This window comes from Moraxella pluranimalium, assembly GCF_002014825.1.
Classification (GTDB): domain Bacteria; phylum Pseudomonadota; class Gammaproteobacteria; order Pseudomonadales; family Moraxellaceae; genus Moraxella; species Moraxella pluranimalium.
In genome coordinates this window covers 59626-82745 of record NZ_MUYU01000007.1, presented here as the reverse complement: position 1 = coordinate 82745, position 23120 = coordinate 59626, and the positions used below count along the sequence as shown (strand labels likewise).

Below are 23120 nucleotides of genomic sequence, written 5' to 3'. Positions count from 1 at the left end.
ATCAATACTGATTAAATTCATAAATAAGAATATGATAATTTATCATGTTTTGTACTGATTTGCAATTTGGCAGCTGTCATCGCCATTTATTGCCAATCTCATACTGACCCATCGCCGATAGAACACCTTACTCTAGCGTTGCTTATGAGTAGTAATTTTTTGATAACGGCGGTTTTGGCAAGCTTTGTGCGGCGGTTTCGTTGTTTTGGCTGTCAAATCATGCTAAACTAGCGAAAATTTGTCATACGACATCAAAAAATCGAGGATACAATGAAAGCAAAAGCCCTAAAAATTGCTGTTACTGCTGTTGTTGCAGGCAGTCTGATGACTGGTTGCGCCACTGTTGGTGGGTTGTTTGGCAAGAAAAAAGGCGAAGACATCGTCCAAACCGCCGACAAAACCGAACAGCAATATTATGACTATGCCCAAGAAGCCATCGCCAAATCGCATAATAATGAAGCGATGATTGCACTGAATAACATTCGCACTTTTTATCCGACAGGTGCTTTGGCACAGCAGGCTTTGCTTGATTTGATTTATGTGCAATATCAAGCAGGCAACTATGAAGCAGTGACCCAAAGTACGGCTGAATTTATCCGTCTGTACCCAACAAGTCGTCACATTGACTACGCACTGTATGTACAAGGCGTGACCAATATGGGCGGTGCGCCAAAAGCATCTCGCCTATTTAAGTCAAATCAAGCTGAACGCAATACCGCCTATCTGCGTCTAGCATTCCAAGATTTTCAGACGCTGGTTAATAACTTCCCAAATAGTGCCTATGCTGCCGATGCGGCACAGCGTATGGTGGCGATTTATAATGATTTGGCAGAAAATGAGCTAGTCGCCGCTCGTTGGTACATCAAGCGTGATGCGATGGTCGCAGCTGCCAACCGTGCTAAATGGGTATTCCAGTATTTCCCACAATCTACTGCTGTGCCTGAAGCCATTGCCATTTTGGCATATGCCAATGACGAGCTTGGGCTAAAAGACACCGCAAGCGAGTACAAAACACTCCTGCAAATCAACTATCCACAGTATCTAAACAGCAACGGCACAGTGCGTCTGTCAGGTACAGGCACTAAGACTGCGGTGCAAAAAGCACTATCAACCATCAGCTTTGGCAAGCTTGGTCGTGCAACCGATGCCCAAAGCTATGAAGGTGGCTACACGGGCGAGACTCGCACCCAAGTTATCCGCCAAGCGCAAGCAATGCGTCTGCCCGCTGTCAGCACACCTGCCCCAGCGACCAATAACGACGCCGAAACCAAAAAGAGCCATTTGCCACAGTTTGGTTTGGGTCTGCCAAATGATGCGACGGGCAACCCTAGCGAAACACGCTAATCATAAAGCACGCAACATGACGGCATGATTTGTGCCGTTTTGTTGTTTTTGTCCATTGCCAATCGTGATACAATAATGGTTATTTAAAAAAATAGCCATTTCGATTGTCAGCCAAAGTGTCGCCAGTTGGCATTGATGGTTTTCGCTTTTTTGCATCTGAGTAATCCCATGCGCATTCCTGACTCTATCATCGAACAGCTCAACAGCCAAGCGGATTTGGTTGGGATGATTCGTAAGCATACCGTGCTCAAGCCTGCCGGCCGAGAGTTCAAGGGCTGTTGTCCATTTCATGGTGAAAAGACGCCATCATTTTATGTCAATCCTGAGACCAATTTATACTACTGTTTTGGTTGTCACGCCAAAGGCAATCCAATCACCTTTTTAAAGGAATTTGAACGCTTAAGCTTTATCGAAGCGGTAAAAACATTGTCCGAACAAACTGGTATCGAGCTACCAAAAGACGATGAATTTGCCAAAAAAGTCAAATACAATAAAACCAAAAAAACACCCAAAAATCAACAGCAGCCATCAGCCCAACCTGTACCGCCACCGATGCCACAAGCGCCATCTGTGCAGACAGCACCGGTGATGGATGATGCCATATCACCCCAAGACAGCACACCGCAAGTATATCCCACGCCGCCGATGGCACAGCCCAATCCGCAAGGCGACTTGTATCAATTACTTGAAAATATCTGTCATTTTTATCAATTTACACTACAAAATACACCTGTCGCTCGGCAGTATTTTTTGGACCGTGGTGTGAGCGAAAGTAGCATACAGACCTTTCGGCTTGGCTATGCGCCTGATGGTTGGCAGCACCTTGAAGAAGTCTTTGGCGAAGATATTGAAGGCCTAAAAATCTTGGGATTGGTCAGGCAGTCGCAAAATGGTCGGGATTATGACCTATTGCGCAATCGAGTGATTTTCCCCATTCGTGATAAGCAAGGTCGAGTGGTCGGCTTTGCTGGTCGTACCATTGGCGATGATTCACCAAAATACATCAACTCAAGCGAATCACCCGTATTCCAAAAACAGCACATCCTGTACGGTCTGTACGAATCTCGCCAACAAAAAGCCAGTGATTATATGATGGTCGAAGGCTATATGGATGTGATTGCGCTGTATCAAGCAGGGATTTATGGTGCGGTTGCGCCGATGGGTACGGCAGCGAACGAAAATCAAATCGCCACCTTGCTACGCTACAACAACACGCTGACCCTATGCTTTGATGGTGATAATGCCGGTCAAAGAGCTGCTTGGCGGACGATGGAAATCGCTGCGCCTGCGCTCGAAGACGGTAAGACGCTCAAGTTTCTCACCCTGCCCGATCAGCACGACCCCGATACCTTTATCGCCGAACAAGGTGCGGATGCGATGCGTGAGCAAATCTTAAATGCTTGGTCGCTATCGGACTACATTTATCAGATTTTGGCAGCTCGTTTTGATCTTGAAAAATCCGAACAAAAAGCCGCAGCGATGGCAGAGCTACGCAAATTCACCGATTTATTCCCAAAAGGCTCAAGCTATAAATGGCTACTCAATAGCGACATCTATCAGCGGATCAAGTCGATTGGCGATACTCGCTTTGGTCGCCGTGCTCGCATGGACACCATCAATTATCAAGCAGGTAAGACGCTTGATACTGCCACCGAGCTTGCGTTATTTATCATGCAAAGCCCTACCATCTTGGATCAAGATCCCCTTGCTGATATCATCAGCCAATCGCAGATGGCAGATGCGCATCGCCCTTATTCAGAGCATCTAGAGCGTCAGTCGCTCAAAGTGCCTGACCTACCGACTTGGCAAAGTCTTGATAGCACGGTACTGACCGAAGTCATCACCGCCATCAAAGCACTGCCCAACGAGTATCGACAGCCGAATAACGATGTGCCGAATCACAGCATGTACTTTATCTTATCAACACTCAGTGAAGATGCTCGCCAACAAATCAGCGCACATTGGGATGATTTTGTCCAAATCAGACGCACCTATCCGATGGATGACATCACACCGCTTGTCTATGAGCTGATTTGCACCGCACTAAAAAAAGTATTGAGCGAACAACAAAAAAATGCCAAAGTGCTAGCATTATCAATGATTTATAAACAGCGTTTACAGCTACTCACACAGTGGGATAATCAAAACAACAAAGCCAAATTGGCAGATTTATTCAATAAATCTTAATTGACCTTGATAAATCAATCACCATCTGCTGATGGTATCGCTATTTATCCACGCACTCGACCACCGAGCCTTCGATATGCGCCACTTGACCTTTGGCTTCACAGGCATTGATTTGGCGGGATTGGTGCGCATAATAGCCTGCGCCAAAGCTGACAACGCAAAGGATAGCGACCAGTAGTTTATTGGCGATTTGCTTGGTATTGAGATTGGCATTAAGATTGGTGTTGTCAGATGTGTGTTGCATAATAATTTCCAGTGAAACAAATCACCGCCTTGGATATACGGTGATTTGCTTGCTAAAGCGATTATCGTGATTGCTATGATTACAGTTTTATCAATCAGCTTGGCTTGATGGCACTTGGGCTGGCTTGGTAGATAAGCTTTTGGCAATGCCGATCAGCTCAACGAACTCTTGGCGTAAGCCATGCGGATCTGTGCCGATATTTTGCTGTGCCAAAGTCTCAATCTGCGCCCAATCCATCTTGCCAAGATATTTGCCACCACGCAGTGCTTCACCAAAGCCTGTGGCAGAGACGGCAAATTTGGTATCGGTATCCGCCATACCAAACGGCTTGGCATCCGCCAAAATCGGCGCCTGTATCAATAGACTGTCATCATCGGCACTGGCATTTGCTTGTTTATAGCGAAGTTGCAGATAGGCGTATTCGCGCGCTTGCGTATTCACAGCTGATGGCTGTGTTTGATAACGAGTGTCATCGAGCCAGCCTTGCACGCCGACAGGGATAATCTCATAAAACGCCGTCATCTGATGTCCTGCGCCAATATCGCCCGCATCTACCTTATCATTATTAAAATCTGCTTCATTAAGCATACGATTTTCGTAGCCGATTAGGCGATATTCTTTGACTGTATTGGGGTTAAATTCCACTTGGATTTTGACATCTTTGGCAACGGTGGCAAGCGTGGATGACAGCTGACGATCGATGACTTTGGCGGCTTCTTTTTCATTATCGATATAGCTATAATTGCCATCACCTGCATCGGCAAGCTGTTCCATCAGATGCTCATTATAATTACCCGTACCATAGCCGAGCGTGCTCAATGAAATGCCTGATTTACGTTTTTCGCTAACCATACCTTTTAGGGTATCAAAATCAGTCACACCGACATTAAAGTCACCATCGGTCGCAAGCAAGATGCGATTGATACCGTCTTTGACATACGAGCGTTCCGCCGATTGATAAGCCAAACTAATCGCTCGCTCACCTGAAGTCGCCCCTTGTGCCTGTAAGCGGTTGATGACATCTAGGATTTTTTGCTTTTGATCGCCTGCAGTTGGCTCAAGCGCAATCGTCTCACCTGATGCATAGGTGATGATGGTGACGGTATCTTTGGCTCTTAGCTTGTGCACTAGGGTTCGCAAGGTCTTTTTGACCAAGCCAAGCTTATTATCGCTTGCCATACTGCCCGAGACATCCACCAAAAAGACTAAATTGGCAGCAGGTAATTCGCTCATCTGCTGCTCTTTGGCTTGGATGGCGATTTTGATCAGTTTGGCATTGGGATGAAATGGCGAATCATAGCTCTGGGTTGTGACTGCAAAAGGCTGATTGCCACTTGGCTGTGGGTAGCTATAATCAAAATAATTGACAATCTCTTCGGTGCGTACTGCGCCCACAGGCGGTAATCGCCCGTCGTTCAAAAACCGTCGCACATTGCTATAACTGCCTGTATCGACATCGATACTAAATGTCGAAACGGGGGCATCACTCACCTTTTGCACGGGATTTTGGTCAAGTTTGTGATATTTTTCACGATCTTGGCTAATGGCTTCGGGCATGGCGATGGCGGGCATCATTATAGGCATCGCAGATAAGGCACGAGCTTGCATGGCAGGTGCTTTGACCACTGCTTCTGCCATGATGGGTGCAGGCAGTGCAGGTGTCGGCACTGGCGTATTGGATAAGGCATCCGTTGTCGGCGGATTATGAGTGACCGATTGGCAAGCCATCACAAGCATTGATAGCGAAAAGATAACAGTAGGTTTGACTCTTTGATTCATTGCATTCTCCCACAAAGCTTACACGACTCATACAGGGCTGATGGCTTATTATAAAAGCATTTGGCACAAAAAAGCCAGACAATTTGACTTATCTGGCTTATGGTGATGATTAGCTTATGCCTGTGTATCGGTCGTATCCGTATGTTCAGGACTGGTAGCACCATCTGCATTTGGACTCACATCAGCATCCACCGCATCATCATCACTTGGCTCTTCGTGCTCGACGCACGCCATGCCAACCAGCACTTCTTCGTCAGCGATACGAATCAGCTTGACACCTTGAGCATTACGCCCTGCGATGGCGATTTGGGCAACTGGTGTACGCACCAACGTGCCTTTATCCGAGATCAAAATCACATCTTCTTCGCCAGTCACGGCGATCGCTTTGACCAGCTGGCCATTACGCTCAGATGTCTTGATGGCGATGATGCCTTTACCGCCACGACCTTTGGTTGGGTAGTCGTCAATCGGTGTGCGCTTACCAAAGCCATTCTCGCAAGCACACAAAATCTCGCCTGTCGTCGGTGCAACAACGAGCGACACCACACGACTGACCGCAAAGCCGTCGCTATCGTCGCCATCATCTTCTACAGGCTCTTCGTCATCAGCGAGCGCCAAGAGATTGACACGCATACCACGCACGCCCTTAGCGACACGGCTCATCGCACGGATGCTATCTTCTTTAAAGCGAATCGCCTTACCTTCATTGCTAAATAGCATGATTTCTTGGTTGCCATCGGTAATCGCCACGCCAATGAGCGTATCGCCTTCGACTAAGTCAATCGCTCTTAGACCATTGGCACGCAGATTGGCAAACTGCGACAAGGCAACACGCTTGACCGTGCCCGATGCGGTGGCAAAGAATACAAAGCTGTTTTCGTCCTTAAGATCGGTTACAGGTAAGATGGCAGTGACTGACTCATCAGCTTCAAGATTGATCAGATTCACCAGTGGGCGACCTTTTGAGCCACGACTTGCCAAAGGAATCTCAAAGCCACGCAGACCAAACACACGACCCGTATTGGTAAAGCACATGATATGCGCATGGGTGCTGGTGACCAGCAGATGCTCAATCACATCATCTTCTTTCATCGCAGTAGCCGAGCGGCCTTTACCGCCACGCTTTTGTGCTTGATAATCGCTGATCGGCTGTGTCTTGGCATAGCCTGTGTGTGAGACGGTTAGGACAACGGTTTGTTCTGGGATCAGATCTTCACGGTTGAAATCATGGCGTGCATCGACGATGTCCGTGCGACGCTCATCGCCAAATTCATCACGAATCTCAATCAGCTCACCACGCACCACACCCATCAGCACATCAAAGTCATTCAAAATCAGCTCAAGACGAGCAATCTCGCCTAGAATTTCTTGGTATTCACCAGTCAGCTTGTCTTGCTCAAGACCAGTCAAGCGGTGCAGCTGCATATCCAAGATGGCATTGACCTGTTCAGGCGACAGACGATAGCGAGTGTTATTATCAATCAAGCCATAAGGCGCATTCAAATCTTCACCTTCGATATATTCAGGGCGAATTGAGCTTGCGCCCGCTGCTTCAAGCATCGCCACCACGCCGCCTGACTGCCAAGTGCGTGATAGTAGCTGATCACGAGCTTCTGCTCGGTTTGATGACTGCTTGATGGTCTCAATCACTTCATCAATATTGGCAAGTGCGATGGTCAAGCCTTCGAGCAGATGCCCACGAGCCAAAGCTTTGTTTAATTCAAAAATCGTGCGACGAGTTACGACTTCTTGGCGATGACGAATGAATGCCGCCACCAAATCACGCAAGGTCATCAGCTTTGGCTGACCGTTATCAAGCGCCACCATATTGATGCTAAAGCTAGACTCAAGCGGTGTCTGGGTAAATAGATTATTGACCATGACTTCAGAATTTTCGCCACGGCGCAAATCAATCACCACACGCACGCCTTCTTTGTCCGATTCATCACGAATTTCGGTGATGCCTTCGATTTTTTTGGCATTGACCAAATCGGCAATGTGCTTGATTAGATTGGCTTTATTGACTTGATAAGGAATCTCAGTAAAGACAATACGCTCACGGTCTTTATTCGCACCGCTCTCGCCCATCGGCTCGATATGATAACGACCACGGATGTGCAAGCGACCCTTACCCGTACGATAGGCATCAATGATACCGCTGCGGCCATAGATGATACCCCCTGTCGGGAAATCTGGGCCTGAGATATGCGTAATCAGCTCTTCGGTGGAGATATTTGGATTGTCGGCATAGGCTAGGCAGGCGTTTAGCACTTCAGTGAGATTGTGCGGTGCCATGTTGGTCGCCATACCGACAGCGATACCTGCCGCACCATTGACGAGTAGATTTGGGATGCGAGCAGGTAGCACGCTTGGCATCTTCATCGAGCCATCGTAGTTGTCTTCCCAATCGACAGTATCTTTGTCCAAATCAGCAAGCATACGATGCGTGAGCTTCTGCATCTTCATCTCGGTATAACGCATCGCCGCCGGTGGGTCGCCATCCATCGAGCCGAAGTTACCCTGACCATTGACCAACATATAACGCAGGCTAAAATCCTGCGCCATACGCACGATGGCATCATACACTGCTATGTCGCCGTGCGGATGGTATTTACCGATGACATCACCGACCACACGGGCTGATTTTAGGTATTTTTTGTTATAATCGTTGCCCAATTCGTGCATGGCGTACAAGATACGGCGGTGCACAGGCTTAAGACCATCACGCACATCAGGCAATGCACGAGAGACGATGACGCTCATGGCGTAGTCTAAATATGATCGCTTTAACTCATCGACAATGCCAATGGGGCTGACCGAATCACTCATAAAAAATCCTTGAAAATCACTGGGAAAACACCCGAAAATTTAACGAGTTATTATAGCATAAATTGGCAAAAAATTGTGAATTTTGTTGCAATTATGATAAGTGATTTATGATTGGCAAAATACCTTGATGATTTTGAAGGGTGTAGAAATTAGCGGACTATTTGTTTGATTGCTTGATTAATAAAAAGAAAAAAGTGCAGAATAAAATCTGCACCAGCAAGCTTTAAATCAATTTGCAGGGATGCTTTTGACAGCTAAGCACAGACGGCGTGGATTGGTGCTGATTTGCAAAAATCCGTATTTTTCATAAAACCGCTTGGCAGCATCATCTTTGGCATCAACCACCACAAAAGCAAGTCCCATCATCCCTGAAATTGCCTGTACTGTCTGCAATGCGTGTATTAATAAATCTGCACCCAAGCCAATGCCTTGATAACGCACATCTACCGCCAATCGACCAATCAAAGCACAAGGAATTGGCAAATGCGGGCTTTGCTTTTTGAATAAAGCCTTGTCATCCGCCTGAATCATGGTGGTCGCCGTCAAAGTGTAAAATCCTGCAAGCCTGCCATCATGAGCCATATCAACAGCACCATATAGCACGGATTCTCGGCGTTTGATAAACTGCGATGCTTGCGTGCACAAAAAATCATTGAGTGCCACGACACCGCAGTCAAATTCAGATGCTTGATTGACTTTATCCAGCTTATGAATGACTAACAACTTGATAACCTCGGCTAAACAGTTGATTTAGTTCATCATTTGCCTTAGGTGGATTCTCAAGCATGGCTAGGGCTTGTTGCCATTGCTGTTCGTTTAGCTGAACGGCTTCTAGTTCTGATTCTAATGCCAATGCCTTTTCGTACGCAGTTTGGATAATAAAACTGCTGACACTGACACCCAAACGCTGACAAACCTTTTCAATCATGGCTTTGGTATCAGCAGTTGTTCTGACATGGATGCGTTCGGTAGCAAGCATGGTGACTCCTTGTGTGTCATTTTGGCGTACATAGTGAATACAGCCATTGTACCGCTGATTTATCTTATCGTCAATAAAAAACCGTCCAAAACCCAAGCTTTGAACGGTTTATTGGTTAGATAAAATTAGCGGATTGCCAATTCTTAATCCATTACCAAGCCTGCGCCAATGCTGACAATGCGCCTTTTAGCATCGCTGAGACAGTGCTGTTGCAGGTGCCGATGCCTGAGTAGATTTGACCATCAACAGACAGCTGAATGTAAGCAGCAGCAGCATTGTGCGTTTGGTTGTCCTTGCCGTCGTCGCTGTCGATTTGGGCAGTTTGGCTGATGGCGTGCTCAGCATAGTTGGTGACATGGATTTGCTTGCCTGTTGCTTTGACCAAACCATCAATAAACGCTGATAATGCGCCATTGCCTTGACCAATGACTTCAAAGACTTCGGTCGGTGCTGCCACTTGACCTTGGAATGTCACTTCACCGCCTTTGTTGTTGATGGTGTAGTCGCTTAGGCGGAATTTATCTTGCGATAGATAAGCTTGGGTAAAGATTTCAAGCAGCTCTTCGGTCTTGAGCTCACGAGCTAAGCTCTCAGCTTGAGCTTGCACCACACGAGCAAAGTCAATCTGCGTCCAGCGTGGTAGGTTAAATCCATAATGGCGTTGTAGAATGTATGCCGCACCGCCCTTACCTGACTGGCTATTGATACGCACGACATCTTGGTAGCCACGACCGATATGTACAGGGTCGATTGGCAGGTACGCCACATCCCAGTGATTATCCGTCTCTTTGTGCGATTCGTTATAATCCAGTGATTTTTTGATGGCATCTTGGTGTGAGCCGCTAAATGCAGTAAACACAAGCTCGCCGACATACGGATGGCGTGGATGTACAGGCAAATTATTGCACTCAGTGACGATTTGCACCATTTCACTGACTTGGCTAAAATCAAGCTCAGGATCGACGCCTTGGGTGTATAGGTTCATCGCCATCACTAGGATGTCCATGTTACCGGTACGCTCACCATTGCCAAGTAGCGTGCCTTCGATACGATCAGCACCCGCCATAAGACCCAATTCAGATGCCGCCACCGCACAGCCACGGTCATTGTGCGTGTGTAGGCTGATGATGACGTGCTCACGCTGCTTAAGATGACGGCAGAAATATTCCACTTGGTCGGCATAGACATTTGGCGTGCTCGCTTCGACGGTCGCAGGCAGATTTAGGATAACTGCTTGACCGTTTTGTGGTTGCCACACTTCACAGACCGCATCACACACTTCGACAGCATAGTCGGTTTCGGTTTGGCTAAAGCTCTCTGGGCTGTACTGGAACACCCATTCAGTATCAGGATAATTCTTCGCCTTGTCACGAAGCATCGTCGCCCCTGCGATGGCGATTTGCTTAATTTCTTCTTTGTCCATCTTATAGACTTTGTCGCGTTGGACTTTTGAAGTTGAATTATACACATGGACGATGGCACGGCGAGCACCTTGTAGCGCTTCAAAGGTACGCTCAATCAAATGCTCACGAGCCTGTACAAGCACCTGCAAAGTCACATCATCAGGCACATGACCTTCTTCAATTAGCTTACGAGTAAAATCAAACTCAACCTGCGCCGCTGATGGGAAGCCGATTTCGATTTCTTTAAAGCCGATATCAACAAGCAATTTAAAGAATTTTAATTTTTGCTCAATGTTCATCGGGTCAATCAATGCTTGGTTGCCATCACGCAAATCCACACTCGCCCAAATCGGTGCTTTGGTGATGGTCTTGTCTGGCCAAGTGCGGTCAGTCAGCTTCGGCGCAAATTCGAACGGACGATATTTGGTAAAATCAAAAGCAGAATTTTTTGGATTAATATGTGGCATGATAGCTCCAAACTGTGTCAGTTATCGCAAAATAGGGTTGATTTTTGATGGTGATTATCTTAACAAACTTAGTATAGCAATTTTTACCTATTTTTGCATTATTTTTGCCATCAATGAGTACAAAATACTAATTTTTTGCTAAAATATGGTGAATTTCACTATTTTTAATGGATTTATCAGTTATGGCTACCACTCAAGAAGTTGTGACGCTGGATGCGATTGACCGCAAGATTTTGCGAATGCTGACCATGAATGCCAAAGCATCCATCAGCGATATCAGCGAAGCGGTCAATCTGTCTGCCACGCCGACCATCCGCCGTATCAAACGGCTCGAAGAGCTTGGCATCATCACAGGCTATCATGCACACACTGACCCCGCCACGCTTGGCTATACTCTATCGGTCTATGTGGCGGTGAGCATGGATAAGCATACCGCTGAGCGTTTTGGCGAGTTTGAAAGTCAAGTTCGCACCTTTGATGAAGTGGTCAGCTGTAGCGTCGTCACTGGTCGTAGCGAAGATTATTTGCTCAAGGTCTTGGTCAAAGATATGCGACATTATGAAGAATTTCTACTACATCGTCTGAGTAAAATTGATGGCGTAAGTCAGCTACACACTAGCTTTGAATTACGAGAAGTATTTAATCGCTCGGCGGTGTGATGGCGCCTTAGGCTAATGATACGCTCTTTTGTAGGTGGATGGTGCGATGACACAACGCATCAATCACCATCGGATCATGGCTGATGATAAGTATCGCAGTCTGATAAGTTTGGTTAATTTTTCTTAATAAATCAAGCAAACGAGCAATCGATAAGCGATCAAGCATGGCTGTCGGCTCATCAAGTATCAACAGCTTCGGGCGAGCCAGTAGCGCTCGCACGATACAGATACGCTGACACTCACCGCCTGACAGACCTGATGGATAACGCTCAAGCAGTGATTTGGACAGACCACACAGTGCCAATAGCTCATCCAGATACGCATCATCCGCTGTGTCACACGCTTCATCAAGGCTTTGGCGGATGGTGCGAGTAGGATTTAGGCTGTCTTTGACTTCTTGCATCACTAGGATGGCTTGTCGCTTGGCGTGCCTTAACCGTGTGGCAGACAGCTGATAGATGTCCTGCCCATTGATGATGATACGACCTGAGACGATCAGTCTGGGGTCTAGGCGTGTGATGGCACGGGCAAGCGTGGATTTGCCTACACCTGAGACACCCATGATGCCGACGATTTCGCCTTGATGGACTTGTAAATTAAACTTCTCGATAACAGGACTGGATTTACGCCAAAATAGCCAGCGGTGTGCATGATGGATGGTCAAATCATGTATGCTTAAAACCGGGCTTTGATTATCCATTACATCAGGCATAACTGGTGGCGTACCAAAATCGGCGATCAATAGCGCATGAGCAGTAGGATTGTGAATGATGGTCTGCGGTGTCAAAGTATCACAGCCATCAGCCCCGATGACCAAAAACCGATCACAACGACCCATTAAGCTTGGCAAATCATGGCTGATGATGAGCAGTGCCGTGCCTGTGCGATGGCACAAATCGGTCAATAATGTCAGCATTTCATCTTTTAGATGACTATCAAGCGCGCCCGTCGGCTCATCGGCGATGATGACTTTTGGTGTGCCTGCCAAAGCCTGTGCAATGCTGATACGCCGTGCTTCACCACCTGAGAGTTCGTGCGGATAAGCGGATAAATAACGCTCGGTATCAGGCAGATGCACCATCTCAAGTAATTGTTTGGCATAAGATTTACGCTCATGCTTTGGGATATTAAGCGTAGCAAATAACTTATCAAAACTCGTCGCTATCGTATCCACAGGATTAAGCGATGCTTTTGGCTCTTGAAAAATATACGCCATCTGCCGACGCACTTCGCCAAACGCTCTATCATCACCCTGCCGAGCCATCGGTATCACAAGACCTGCTATCATCGCCTGCTGTGCCGACACCGTCCAAGATGGTGATAATAGTCCAAATAATGACAGCATTAAGCTTGTCTTACCCATACCCGAGACGCCAACGACACCGATGATTTCGCCTTGATGTACATCGAGTGTCAGCCCATCAATGAGCCGAGCTTTGGCAGTGCTGATAGTTAGCTGATTGAGCGAGATGATAGGCTTATTATTGCTTGACATCGAGTGCATTTCTGAGCCCTTCTCCAATCAAAATCAGTAGCGACAGCACCACGCTTAGCACCACAAAGCCTGTCAGCATCAAATGCGGTGCGTCTAGATGATTTTTACCCTGTAATAACAGCTCGCCCAAGCTTGCCGAACCCATCGGCAACCCCAAGCCCAAAAAATCAAGCGTCGTCAAAGCGCTGATATTCGCCACCATCACAAAAGGAAACTGGGATAAGGCGAGCAGTAGCGCACTTGGTAAGATGTGCCGTTTGATGATGACCAGTGGATGCACGCCAAGATTTTGGGCAGCGAGCACATACGCCATACGCCGTGTCCGCAAAAAATGCGCACGGGTCAAAGGCACAAGCGACAGCCAACCAAAGGACAACAACAGCACAAATAGCACAGGCACGGACGGCACAAACACGCTTGCCAAAATCATCATCACAAACAGCTGCGGCAAGCCAAGCCACACTTCGACAATCCGCTGACCGAGCAAATCCGCCAAGCCGCCAAAATACCCCATCAGCGCTCCAAATGCAATGCCAATCACACTCCCCACAAGGCTAAGCCCAAAGCCCATCAACAGACAAATACGCAGTCCATACAGCACACGAGCCAGCACATCTCGCCCGACATCATCCGTGCCTAGCCAATGATTGGTGCTTGGTGCGCTTGGGTGTGGCGTAGGTGCATCGAGCACCAAAGTCTGCTCGCCATAGCGTATCGGCGGCATAATCATCGTCCCATCACGCTGAATGCTATCAATCAGCACAGGGTCGTGATAATTGGCACTCGTCTCAAACTCACCGCCAAATGTCGTCTCGGCATAGTCGTGTAGCATCGGCAGATAAGTGGTGTTTTGATAACGAACCATCAGCGGTTTGTCATTGGCGATGACGGGTGCTAATACTGATACTATGCTAATTACACTTAGTAAAATTAGTGAAAAATAAGCCAAACGCTCACGGCGAAATCTTGCCCAAAAATTCGCCAAAAATCCCTGCGCTGATGCATCGCTTTGGGGGGATGGCGTTGATTTTATTAAACTTGACATCATCACGCCCCAAAATCCACTCTCGGATCAATCAGTACATACAGCACATCAAAGATCAGCTGAACCACCATGCCAAGCAAAGTAAAAATATACAAAATCCCAAACATCAGCGGATAATCTCGCTGTAGCACCGCATCATAAGCAAGCCTGCCAATGCCATCAATCCCAAAAATCACTTCGATCAAAAAATTCCCCGAAAACAGCACACCCACCACCGCCAATGGCAGGCCTGACACAATGGGCAATAAGGCATTTTTGAGCACTTGGGTATATAAGATACGACGCTGCGACAGCCCACGAGCACGCATGGCAAGCACATAGGATGCGCCAAGCTCATTCATCACGCTAAATTTGGTCAAATAAGCAATCCCTGCAATCGACCCCACGCTACTGGCTAGCACGGGCAAGCTCAGATGCCACAGCAAATCGGTCACTTTGCCCCACAATGATAACTCAGCAAACTGCGCCGACATCGCCCCTTGGATAGGGAAAATCTGCCACACGCCTGCAAACAGCACAAGCAGCAGTACCGCCATCATAAACACCGGCAAAGCGTGCAACACCGACAGCACAAGCATGGTCAGATGGTCTTTGGCACTGCCATGTACTTTGGCTTTATACACACCAATCATCACGCCAAAGCCATAAGAGACAAGTAAGCACAACGCCCCAAAAGCAAGGCTAATCGGCAGTTTTTGGACAATCAAATCCATCACCGATTGCCCCTGAAAAAAAGACTGCCCAAGTTCAAACTGAGCAAAGTTCTTTAGCATCAGCCAAAATCGCTCATCAGCAGGCAAATCAAAGCCAAATCGTGTGTTTAATTCTGCCATCATCTGAGCAGATAAACCTTGTGCGCCTTGATAATGGTACTGCGCCAGCGTAAAGCCTTGTGCGGCAAGCTGTTGTTGTTCGGCTTGGATTTTGGCAAGTTGGTGTTCGACAGGGCCACCGGGGGCGATTTGGATGATGGCAAAATTAATCAGCAAAATCAAAAACAGCGTCGGTAGCATCAAGGCGATACGCTTTAGGATGTAGCTCATCGACACCCCTGTATGCTGATTGTCCGACTGTGTTGCTGTCTATTCATGATGGTTAATTTATTACAAAAAAGGTTAGAAAATATGAATAATTAGTCCAAAATCAAGCAGTCAGATGATTGTACAAAATCGATGAGCCAATCACCATCAGCACCACCCCGCCTGCAATCATCGCCCCTTTGCCAAATCGCTCGCCAAGTCTGCGCTCCAAATACAGTCCTGTGGTCGCCATGATGGTCGTGGCAAGTCCAATCATCAGCGCTGCGGTGATGATATTGACTTCCAAAAACGCCAACGACACCCCCACCACCATCGCATCAATACTGGTCGCTATCGCCGTGATAAATAGCCAAACACCCGTGCGAGTATCAGACGCATCATCGTCATCATCACCCCAGATGGCTTCATAAATACAGCGAATACCAAGTATCATCAGTAGCACAAAGCCAATCCAATGATCGACGCTTTCCATCCACTGATGCGCCACCTTACCCATCAGCCAGCCAATCACCGGCGCAATCGCTTCGACCACCCCAAACACCAAGCCGTGCTTGACTGCCTTGGTCAAAGTCATGCCACGAGCGGCCGTTCCTTTGGCAATCGCCACCGAAAAGGCATCCATCGACATCCCAAAGGCAAGAATAATTAGGGCAATCAGACTCATTGATGATTCACTTATTTTAATATTTTTGATAATTTAATTTATATAATATCCAGCATTGGTGATGGTTACACTTTTTTTTAAGCACAACCATTTTAAGCACTGCTTTTTTGCCGATATTTAGGCGTTGTTTTTGGCGATACGCAAAGCAGTAAATACCGCCAAACCATCATCAGCACAGTCAAGCTTTTGCGCCATCTCATGACATAAAGCAGGCTCAAAGCTGTGTAAAAAGACATTGATTTGTTTTTCGTACCCCAGCGATGTCGGCAGGCTTATTTTATCATTTTCTAGGCGCGCTTGGGTATCGGTAATGGCGGTTTCGATGGTTTTTTTGATGCGATCAGCGCAGATGGTTTGGGCGAATTTCAGATTTGACAGCGTGTATTCATGCGCAGGATAAAACAGCGTATCATCAGGCAATGCCAAATACCGCTCAAAGCTTGCGTACAGCTCATCAATCGTCCCTGTAAACACTCGCCCACAGCCACCGCTAAATAGCGTATCCCCACAAAAAACTCGCATCACGCCATCAATCAGCACAAGGTAGCTTAGATGGCTATCAGTATGCCCTGCACTCATCTGCACGGTGAAATTTAGCCCCATGATATCAAGCTGACTGCCTTCATCCACAGGTACGGCATTGCTAAGTCCGTGCTGACTGTGTGCGTACAATGTACAGTCTTTATAAAGATTCATCAGCGTATCTACACCACCGATATGATCGTGATGATGGTGGGTAATGAGTATCGCCACAGGTGTCAGCTGATGAGTATCTAGATAATTAATCACTTCATCAGCAGAACCCGGATCAATGACGATCGCCTGCCCATCCGTGCTAATTGCCCAAATATAATTATCATCAAATGCCTTGATGGCGTGAATGTCAAAGTGATTCATAAGTCAGTCCTGCGTTGTGTCTTTGGGCGGCTGATACCACCAATAATCAAGCCCGATGCTACTGTTTGGCGGTGTAGATGGATGTTGATAACCTTGATAATACATGACATCAGTGGTATTTTTGCCATACCAAGGGATCATGTACTCGCCAGCAAGTAGCAGCCGATCGAGCACTTTGGCATACAGTATGGTCTCGTCTCGTGATGTTGCTTGGCTAAGCTTATCGATGATACTATCAATGGCAGCGCTTTTGATGCCGATGGTGTTTTGGTTGCCTGCTTCATCAGCAGATTTTGAGCCCCACAGATAGCCCTGCTCCGCCCCCGGTGAATTGCCCTGCATAAAGCTATCAATAATCATATCAAAATCATACGCTCGCTTAGCATGCAGATAGCTTGAACTATCCATACGCCGAAGATGCGCATCAATACCCAGTCGCTTAAGGTGGGCGATATAGGACAAAAGCACGGCTTGGTATTTATCATCCTGCACCAAGATTTCTAAGCGTACCGCTTGACCGCTCTTGTCGTGCAGTTTGCCATTATGATAAGACAATCCAGCATCGAGCAGCAGCGCTCTTGCCTTGAGCAGATTGGCACGATTGATACCATCACCATTTGAGATAGGCTGACTAGGCACACCTGTGATGGCGGATTGTTCATCTTGATTTAATGGCAAAGCTTGTAATACTGCCAACTCATCGCTACTTGGCGCACCTTTGGCTTGTAAGGCAGAACCAAAAAAATAGCTGTCCAGTCGCTGATATTCGCCGTACAAGAGCTGCCGATTTGTCCATTCAAAATCAAACGCCAAATTCATCGCTTGGCGTACTCGCTTATCACGAAATAGCGGACGACGCAGGTTCATGACAAGCCCCTGCATCAGCACGGGATTTTGGTTGATGATGGACGCTTTTTGGATGGCGCTTGAGCGAGCGGTATTATCAAAAGTCGCCCAACGCTCGATATCCGTCTCGATACGAAAACGATATTGCCCTGTTTTAAAGGCTTCAAACGCCACCGCATCATCGGCAAAATACTGATATTCGATGACATCAAAATTAAACCGCCCCCGATTCACCATCAACTCCCTACCCCAATAATTGGGGTCACGGACATAGCGTACTCGCCGTGATGGTTCGGCAAGCTCTAGCTGATACGCACCACTACCCATCAACGGCACAAGGCTGACTTGGTCAAATCGCTTTTCGATATCTGATTTGGCAAATACAGGCATCAGCCCGACACTTGCACCCAAATCCGCTGATGCCATTTGATTAAAATAAAACTTCACCCGATGACTATCAAGCACTTCGATGGCATCAATCCCACCCAAAAAACCCCGCCACGACATCAAACCTCTGGTTAATATCGCTTCAAAAGTCGCCTTGACATCGTCCGCTGTCACCGCACTCCCATCCCAAAACCGTGCATCAGGATGGATGTGATAAATAATCCAACTGCCATCATTAGGATTGTGCGTGACGGCATTGGCAAGCTGTGGATAGAGCACATAAGATTCGTCAAGTGAGCCTGCCATCAGCGTGTCATACAGATAAAAAGTCCCTGTCGCAGGGATGCCTTGGTCAATAAAGCTATTTAGGCTATTAAACATCCCGACAGCAGACATCGACAGCACGCCACCCTTTGGCGCATCGGGATTGGCATAGGGCAGATGTGTGGCATTGGCATATTTGGCGTCATTATTCACTGTCAAGACGGTGCTAGTGATGACACCGGCAGACAGATGATTTTGGCGGATGCTTGGTGGCAGCTTATCAGCGGATAAATCAAGTGCATCATGCGTAGATGATTTGACAGGTGCGACATCTGCCGTCTGCTTATCCGCACCTGTTGAGTCATCGGCACAGCCTGCCATCACCGCACTTGCCATGATGGTACAGAACAAAAACCACGACCCAAACAACCGCTTGGCTCGTGGTCTGCTGTCATGCTGATAAGATGACTGAATCATTGCTGATGATAAACAAATTAGCCGTGCTTACGCTCAAATTCAGCCATAAAGCTCACCAATGCCTGCACTTGCTCTAGCGTGATGGCATTATAGATGCTCGCTCGCATACCGCCGACGACACGATGACCTTTTAGGTTTAGTAGCCCTGCTTGTTTTGATTCTTCTAAGAATAGCTTATCAAGATTGCTATCAGCAAGCTGGAACGGCACATTCATGATAGAGCGATACGCAGGATTGACTTTATTGGTATAAAAGTCGCTAGCATCAATGGCATCATACAGCGCTTGTGCTTTGGCACGGTTAATCTTGGCAATGGCTTCGACACCGCCTTGCTCAAGTAGCCACTCAAACACGAGGCCCGACAGATACCATGCATAAGTCGATGGCGTGTTGAGCATTGAGTCATTTTCAAACTGATTTTTGTAATTCATCACATTTGGACACCACGGACTTGCCTGCTCAAGCAACTCCTTACGCACAATGACCAATGTCAAACCAGCAGGGCCGATGTTCTTTTGCGCACCAGCATAAATCATGCTAAAGTCATTGACATTAATCGGCTCTGATAGGATGCATGATGAGAAGTCGGCGACAATTGGCGCATTGACTTTTGGCGTGTCAAAGATTTGCACGCCGTGGATGGTCTCATTTGGGCAATAATGAAAATAGCTTGCACCATCTGTCAGCTGCCAAGTGTCAAACGCAGGCACATCACTGCCATCACCTTCGGCAACCAGATTCACCTTGCCAAGACCAAGCGTTTCATAGCGTTTGGCTTCTTTATAGGCTTTTTGTGACCATGCACCTGTGTTTAGATAATCAGCTGTGCCACCGTTAAGTAGGTTTAGTGGAATGCTAGAAAACTGCAATGCCGCACCACCTTGCAAAAATAGCACCGCATAGTCATCGCTGATGTTCATCAGCTTTCGCAAATTGGCTTCGGCTTTTTGGGCAAGCTCAATATAGTCGGCACTGCGATGGCTGATTTCCATCACAGATGCACCAAGCCCCTGCCAATCAAGCATTTCAGCTTGGGCACGCTCAAGGACAGCGGTTGGCATACTGGCAGGACCAGCACAGAAATTCGCTAAACGGGTCATGGATTTTTCCTTAATGATATAACAATAGCAGACAAGATTGGGAAAGTTTGGTTATTGTATCATGAAAAGCAGTGACAGATAAGCCTTTGCACACTCATTTATGCAATCAGCTGTGGCATTGTCGGTTATTTGCCCGTCTTATCATCCGCTTGATGTAGATATTGCCAAAACTGCTTTTTGACTGTTGGCTGTTTCCACATATCATCCAGCCCAAAATCCTGATTGATAACCAGCTTATCGTCCAGTGCGCTGATGATGTTTTTTAGGTTGATACATGATGGCAAGGCGCTAAGTACAAGAATTTGTTCAATCTTGGGGCTTGCCTGCAAACACCCAAAAATAAAGCCCTTGATACTAGCATCAATCACCGCAGGTTGATTGGCATTCGGGTCATTGCTGATAAGCGGATAATTAAGCAGTCGCTGTTCATACGCCATTTGTGATACCTTGGCATGGTTTTGGATGGCTTGATTGAGCGATACCCATATGTCTTTTTTGGCGATGTCAATGCCGTCAAAATCAACCAACAAAACCCATTGACGATAGACGATCGCCTGCAATCGAAATGTCGGCGCAGTGTCCAGTTCAGCGCTTGTGGTGCTTTGTGTGGTGGATGATAATTCTTGGACGGTGTGGTGTTGTGCCTGTCGGCTGTGTTCTTTTAGAGCTTGGCTAAGATGTGTCAGCTGACTGCCAATCGGTGCTTTGGATGGCTTATCAGTCGGTGTTGTTATATTGGCTTTGGATGGTGATACCTGCGTGGATACCGCAGTGCGTGCCAAAGGCTGTGATGATACATCAGCCGATGGCTGTGCCAAAAGCTGTGTTTGGCTGCTACGAGCCGCCCACAGCACAATACCTAATGCAGATAGGATTGTGCGGGATTGTGCTAAATACACTTCCTCAACTTTTGACACGGTTTTCATGAAGATGAATCGATATGGGCATTAAGCTGAGCGACACACCGATCCTGCACGAGAAAAATTAGCCCCCCATTTGCGATAACCTTGGGTGTCTAGATGCATTGAACCTGTTGCGTATAATCCAAGTCCAAAATTATACTGAGCACCCTTGTCAATCCAAAATTGACATAAGCGATCTTGCATATCTCTTAGTTCAAAACTGTTGGCACCATATGACGGCACCCAAATATCCATAGCGCCGTTAGTCATATGACGACTGCTAGACGCTCCGCCAGCACAACGATTCAGTGCGGGACTGCGATATACTGAGCGAATTTGGGTTTCAGCAGGCAAAATACCTTGTGCACGCAAGTCGTTATATAGGCGAATGGTTGGTACCATTTTATCCCATAAGTCGCGTGGCGGTACTTGATATGGCTGATAGCCACAAGATTGCCAAGAGCGCGCAGTGGTCAATAGTTGACTCATTGGCGGTACATTTTTTTCTCCTAGATTACTAGCAAGATATGCTTGATATTCATCAATAATCGCTTGAGAACTAGGATTGTTATTATACCATTTAGTAAAGTGAGTCGGCGAGCCAACAGATGAGCCAGAAACATCCACATAATTATGCTCATAATTATGATCGTGGTCATGATCATGAGACTCAACGGTCTGAATGGTGCTAGTTTGTTGCGTCTGTACAACCTGTACTGTAGGTACAACTGGTGCAGCTGACGGAGCCTGCGCTACAGCAGTTGGTTGCACAACAGTTGTTTGAGTTACCTGCACTGCAGGAACCGCTTCAGGCTTGGCAGTTTTTGTCATGGGAATCGGTTTTTGTGCAGTCGATTGACTGGCATTGTATGTCGGCTGTGATGCACAAGCTGCCAAAACCGATGAAAAAATAGCAAGCATACCTAGACGCATGACAGTTTGTTTGGATGATATGTGTTTGATCATGGTACGATCCCATTAATTTACTTTAGACAAAGGGTATAGCTTACACCACTTCATCAATTTTGCCAATGTTTTTTGGTAGCAATTTTGACAGCTTATCACGGCGCATGGACGACAAAGGTCGGTGCTCAATGTGAAAAATAAGCGATAAAATCACCATTTTGTACAAAATTTATGCAAATTTCTGTGATTTTTGCTGTTTTTACCCTTGTAATTTATCAAAATGGTGCTAATATAGGAATGTGGTAAAGGGCAATTTGTTTCAATTTGTCATAATTTTACCAAAGCTGGGTACAATGACTACAAAACGACACATTGCAATACTTTTTCTGTGCTACTGTATGCTTGATTAATTTTGACTGTGTTATCATTGCCCAAAACAATCACAATTCACCCCCAGTTGCTTGGTTTGCAAGTATGAGCATCATGGGATAAATTCACAAATACTTGTTATTAATACTTTTTGAATGGTATTGATACTTGATAGTAGCGACTTTGTTACATTAGGATGATGTCTGTTGGCATACACGCCACAACAAAGCTTTCAACACTAAAGAGGCAACCATGAAAACAATTAGCAAATCTTTGCTTGGCTTGGCAATCACTGTCAGCGCAGGCGTTGGTGTTTCTGCACACGCAGGCGATAAAGCAAATTCGGCTAATATTGACAATGTGCTTGGTCAATTGACCGCTCAGCACAACAATGCATCTAGTTTGGTTCGTCAAGCTCGCCAGCCATCTTCTTTGGCGCTTAGCAGTCCTTTGATGACCCAAAATGCCAAAACCACCAAAAAAGCTGATAGCGACACCCCAGTACTCGAAAAACTGACAGCTGTGGCATCTAGCACGGTGAACAAATTTAAGCAAACTGGTCTAGCATCTTGGTATGGTCGTCAATTTCACGGACGCAAAACCGCCAGTGGCGAAACCTTTGATATGAATGCCATGACCGCCGCACACAGCTCATTGCCAATGAACTGCTATGTGCGTGTGACCAACCGCGATAATGGCAAATCAGTCGTTGTCAAAATCAATGACCGCCCATCTGCAGGCAGTAGTGCACTTAGCCTATCTTATGGCGCTGCCAAAGCCATCGGCATGACCGGCAATACAGGCAATGTGACCATTGAGCGTATTGACTGATTGGAT

At 46.8% G+C, this 23120-nt stretch carries 20 protein-coding genes; 4 read left to right on the top strand and 16 right to left on the bottom strand.

The features are described 5' to 3' along the window. Positions 1 to 270 precede the first annotated feature (270 nt). Complete coding sequence (locus B0680_RS03335; protein ID WP_078253630.1) at positions 271 to 1344, top strand: outer membrane protein assembly factor BamD; 1074 nt, start codon at positions 271 to 273, stop codon at positions 1342 to 1344. Here B0680_RS03335 and B0680_RS10800 read toward each other — a convergent pair whose 3' ends face one another. Then, a complete protein-coding gene (locus B0680_RS10800; protein WP_158078295.1) occupies positions 1345 to 1500 on the bottom strand; it encodes a hypothetical protein in 156 nt (51 codons plus the stop codon). It abuts the gene before it with no gap. Between the two features lie 12 nt (positions 1501 to 1512). Here B0680_RS10800 and B0680_RS03330 point away from each other — a divergent pair, with 12 nt between their 5' ends. Next, positions 1513 to 3531, top strand: a complete 2019-nt coding sequence (locus B0680_RS03330; RefSeq protein WP_078253629.1) for a DNA primase — start codon at positions 1513 to 1515, stop codon at positions 3529 to 3531. 40 nt (positions 3532 to 3571) lie between these two features. Here the strand turns inward: B0680_RS03330 and B0680_RS03325 are convergent, their stop codons facing one another. From B0680_RS03325 to leuA, 6 genes are all read right to left on the bottom strand, one after another. Then, complete coding sequence (locus tag B0680_RS03325; RefSeq protein WP_078253628.1) at positions 3572 to 3775, bottom strand: hypothetical protein; 204 nt, start codon at positions 3773 to 3775, stop codon at positions 3572 to 3574. 90 nt (positions 3776 to 3865) lie between these two features. Beyond that, positions 3866 to 5554, bottom strand: a complete 1689-nt coding sequence (locus B0680_RS03320; RefSeq protein WP_078253627.1) for a vWA domain-containing protein — start codon at positions 5552 to 5554, stop codon at positions 3866 to 3868. A 114-nt stretch (positions 5555 to 5668) separates the two neighbouring features. Continuing rightward, on the bottom strand, positions 5669 to 8383 hold the full coding sequence (gene gyrA, locus B0680_RS03315; protein WP_078253626.1) for a DNA gyrase subunit A: 2715 nt from the start codon (positions 8381 to 8383) through the stop codon (positions 5669 to 5671). A 228-nt stretch (positions 8384 to 8611) separates the two neighbouring features. Next, on the bottom strand, positions 8612 to 9106 hold the full coding sequence (locus tag B0680_RS03310; RefSeq protein ID WP_078253625.1) for a GNAT family N-acetyltransferase: 495 nt from the start codon (positions 9104 to 9106) through the stop codon (positions 8612 to 8614). Continuing rightward, positions 9090 to 9362 (bottom strand): type II toxin-antitoxin system TacA family antitoxin, encoded by a 273-nt coding sequence (locus B0680_RS03305; RefSeq protein ID WP_078253624.1) that lies wholly within the window; start codon positions 9360 to 9362, stop codon positions 9090 to 9092. The genes B0680_RS03310 and B0680_RS03305 overlap by 17 nt, the downstream gene beginning before the upstream one ends. Before the next feature lie 151 nt (positions 9363 to 9513). Next, a complete protein-coding gene (gene leuA, locus B0680_RS03300) occupies positions 9514 to 11232 on the bottom strand; it encodes a 2-isopropylmalate synthase (protein ID WP_078253623.1) in 1719 nt (572 codons plus the stop codon). A 182-nt stretch (positions 11233 to 11414) separates the two neighbouring features. On the opposite strand from leuA, the gene B0680_RS03295 reads away from it, so the two are divergent. Further along, the gene (locus B0680_RS03295; RefSeq protein ID WP_078253622.1) at positions 11415 to 11891 is read left to right on the top strand and encodes an Lrp/AsnC family transcriptional regulator; all 477 of its coding nucleotides are present in this window, start codon (positions 11415 to 11417) and stop codon (positions 11889 to 11891) included. A gap of 7 nt (positions 11892 to 11898) precedes the next feature. Here B0680_RS03295 and B0680_RS03290 read toward each other — a convergent pair whose 3' ends face one another. The 9 genes from B0680_RS03290 to B0680_RS03250 all read right to left on the bottom strand — a co-directional run bounded on the left by B0680_RS03290 (position 11899) and on the right by B0680_RS03250 (position 21974). Then, complete coding sequence (locus B0680_RS03290; protein ID WP_158078294.1) at positions 11899 to 13386, bottom strand: ABC transporter ATP-binding protein; 1488 nt, start codon at positions 13384 to 13386, stop codon at positions 11899 to 11901. After that, on the bottom strand, positions 13373 to 14431 hold the full coding sequence (locus B0680_RS03285; RefSeq protein WP_078253620.1) for an ABC transporter permease subunit: 1059 nt from the start codon (positions 14429 to 14431) through the stop codon (positions 13373 to 13375). Before B0680_RS03285 ends, B0680_RS03290 begins: the two co-directional genes overlap by 14 nt. 2 nt (positions 14432 to 14433) lie before the next feature. After that, entirely contained in the window at positions 14434 to 15474 is a 1041-nt protein-coding gene (locus B0680_RS03280; RefSeq protein WP_078253619.1) for an ABC transporter permease subunit, read from the bottom strand. Positions 15475 to 15574: 100 nt separating this feature from the next. Further along, positions 15575 to 16135 carry a manganese efflux pump MntP gene (locus tag B0680_RS03275; RefSeq protein ID WP_078253618.1) on the bottom strand — a complete coding sequence of 187 codons (561 nt, stop codon included), beginning with the start codon at positions 16133 to 16135 and terminating at the stop codon, positions 15575 to 15577. A 117-nt stretch (positions 16136 to 16252) separates the two neighbouring features. Next, on the bottom strand, positions 16253 to 17032 hold the full coding sequence (gene gloB / locus B0680_RS03270) for a hydroxyacylglutathione hydrolase (protein ID WP_078253617.1): 780 nt from the start codon (positions 17030 to 17032) through the stop codon (positions 16253 to 16255). Between the two features lie 3 nt (positions 17033 to 17035). Further along, entirely contained in the window at positions 17036 to 19006 is a 1971-nt protein-coding gene (locus B0680_RS03265) for an extracellular solute-binding protein (protein ID WP_143821338.1), read from the bottom strand. Between the two features lie 17 nt (positions 19007 to 19023). Further along, positions 19024 to 20106: a 3-phosphoserine/phosphohydroxythreonine transaminase gene (gene serC, locus B0680_RS03260; protein ID WP_078253616.1), complete on the bottom strand. Its 1083-nt coding sequence runs from the start codon at positions 20104 to 20106 to the stop codon at positions 19024 to 19026. Between the two features lie 125 nt (positions 20107 to 20231). After that, on the bottom strand, positions 20232 to 21032 hold the full coding sequence (locus B0680_RS03255; protein ID WP_078253615.1) for a hypothetical protein: 801 nt from the start codon (positions 21030 to 21032) through the stop codon (positions 20232 to 20234). Positions 21033 to 21053: 21 nt separating this feature from the next. After that, positions 21054 to 21974, bottom strand: coding sequence for a D-Ala-D-Ala carboxypeptidase family metallohydrolase (locus tag B0680_RS03250; RefSeq protein ID WP_228143743.1), 921 nt, complete (start codon positions 21972 to 21974; stop codon positions 21054 to 21056). Between the two features lie 561 nt (positions 21975 to 22535). On the opposite strand from B0680_RS03250, the gene B0680_RS03245 reads away from it, so the two are divergent. Further along, a complete protein-coding gene (locus B0680_RS03245) occupies positions 22536 to 23114 on the top strand; it encodes a septal ring lytic transglycosylase RlpA family protein (RefSeq protein ID WP_078253614.1) in 579 nt (192 codons plus the stop codon). Positions 23115 to 23120 lie beyond the last annotated feature (6 nt).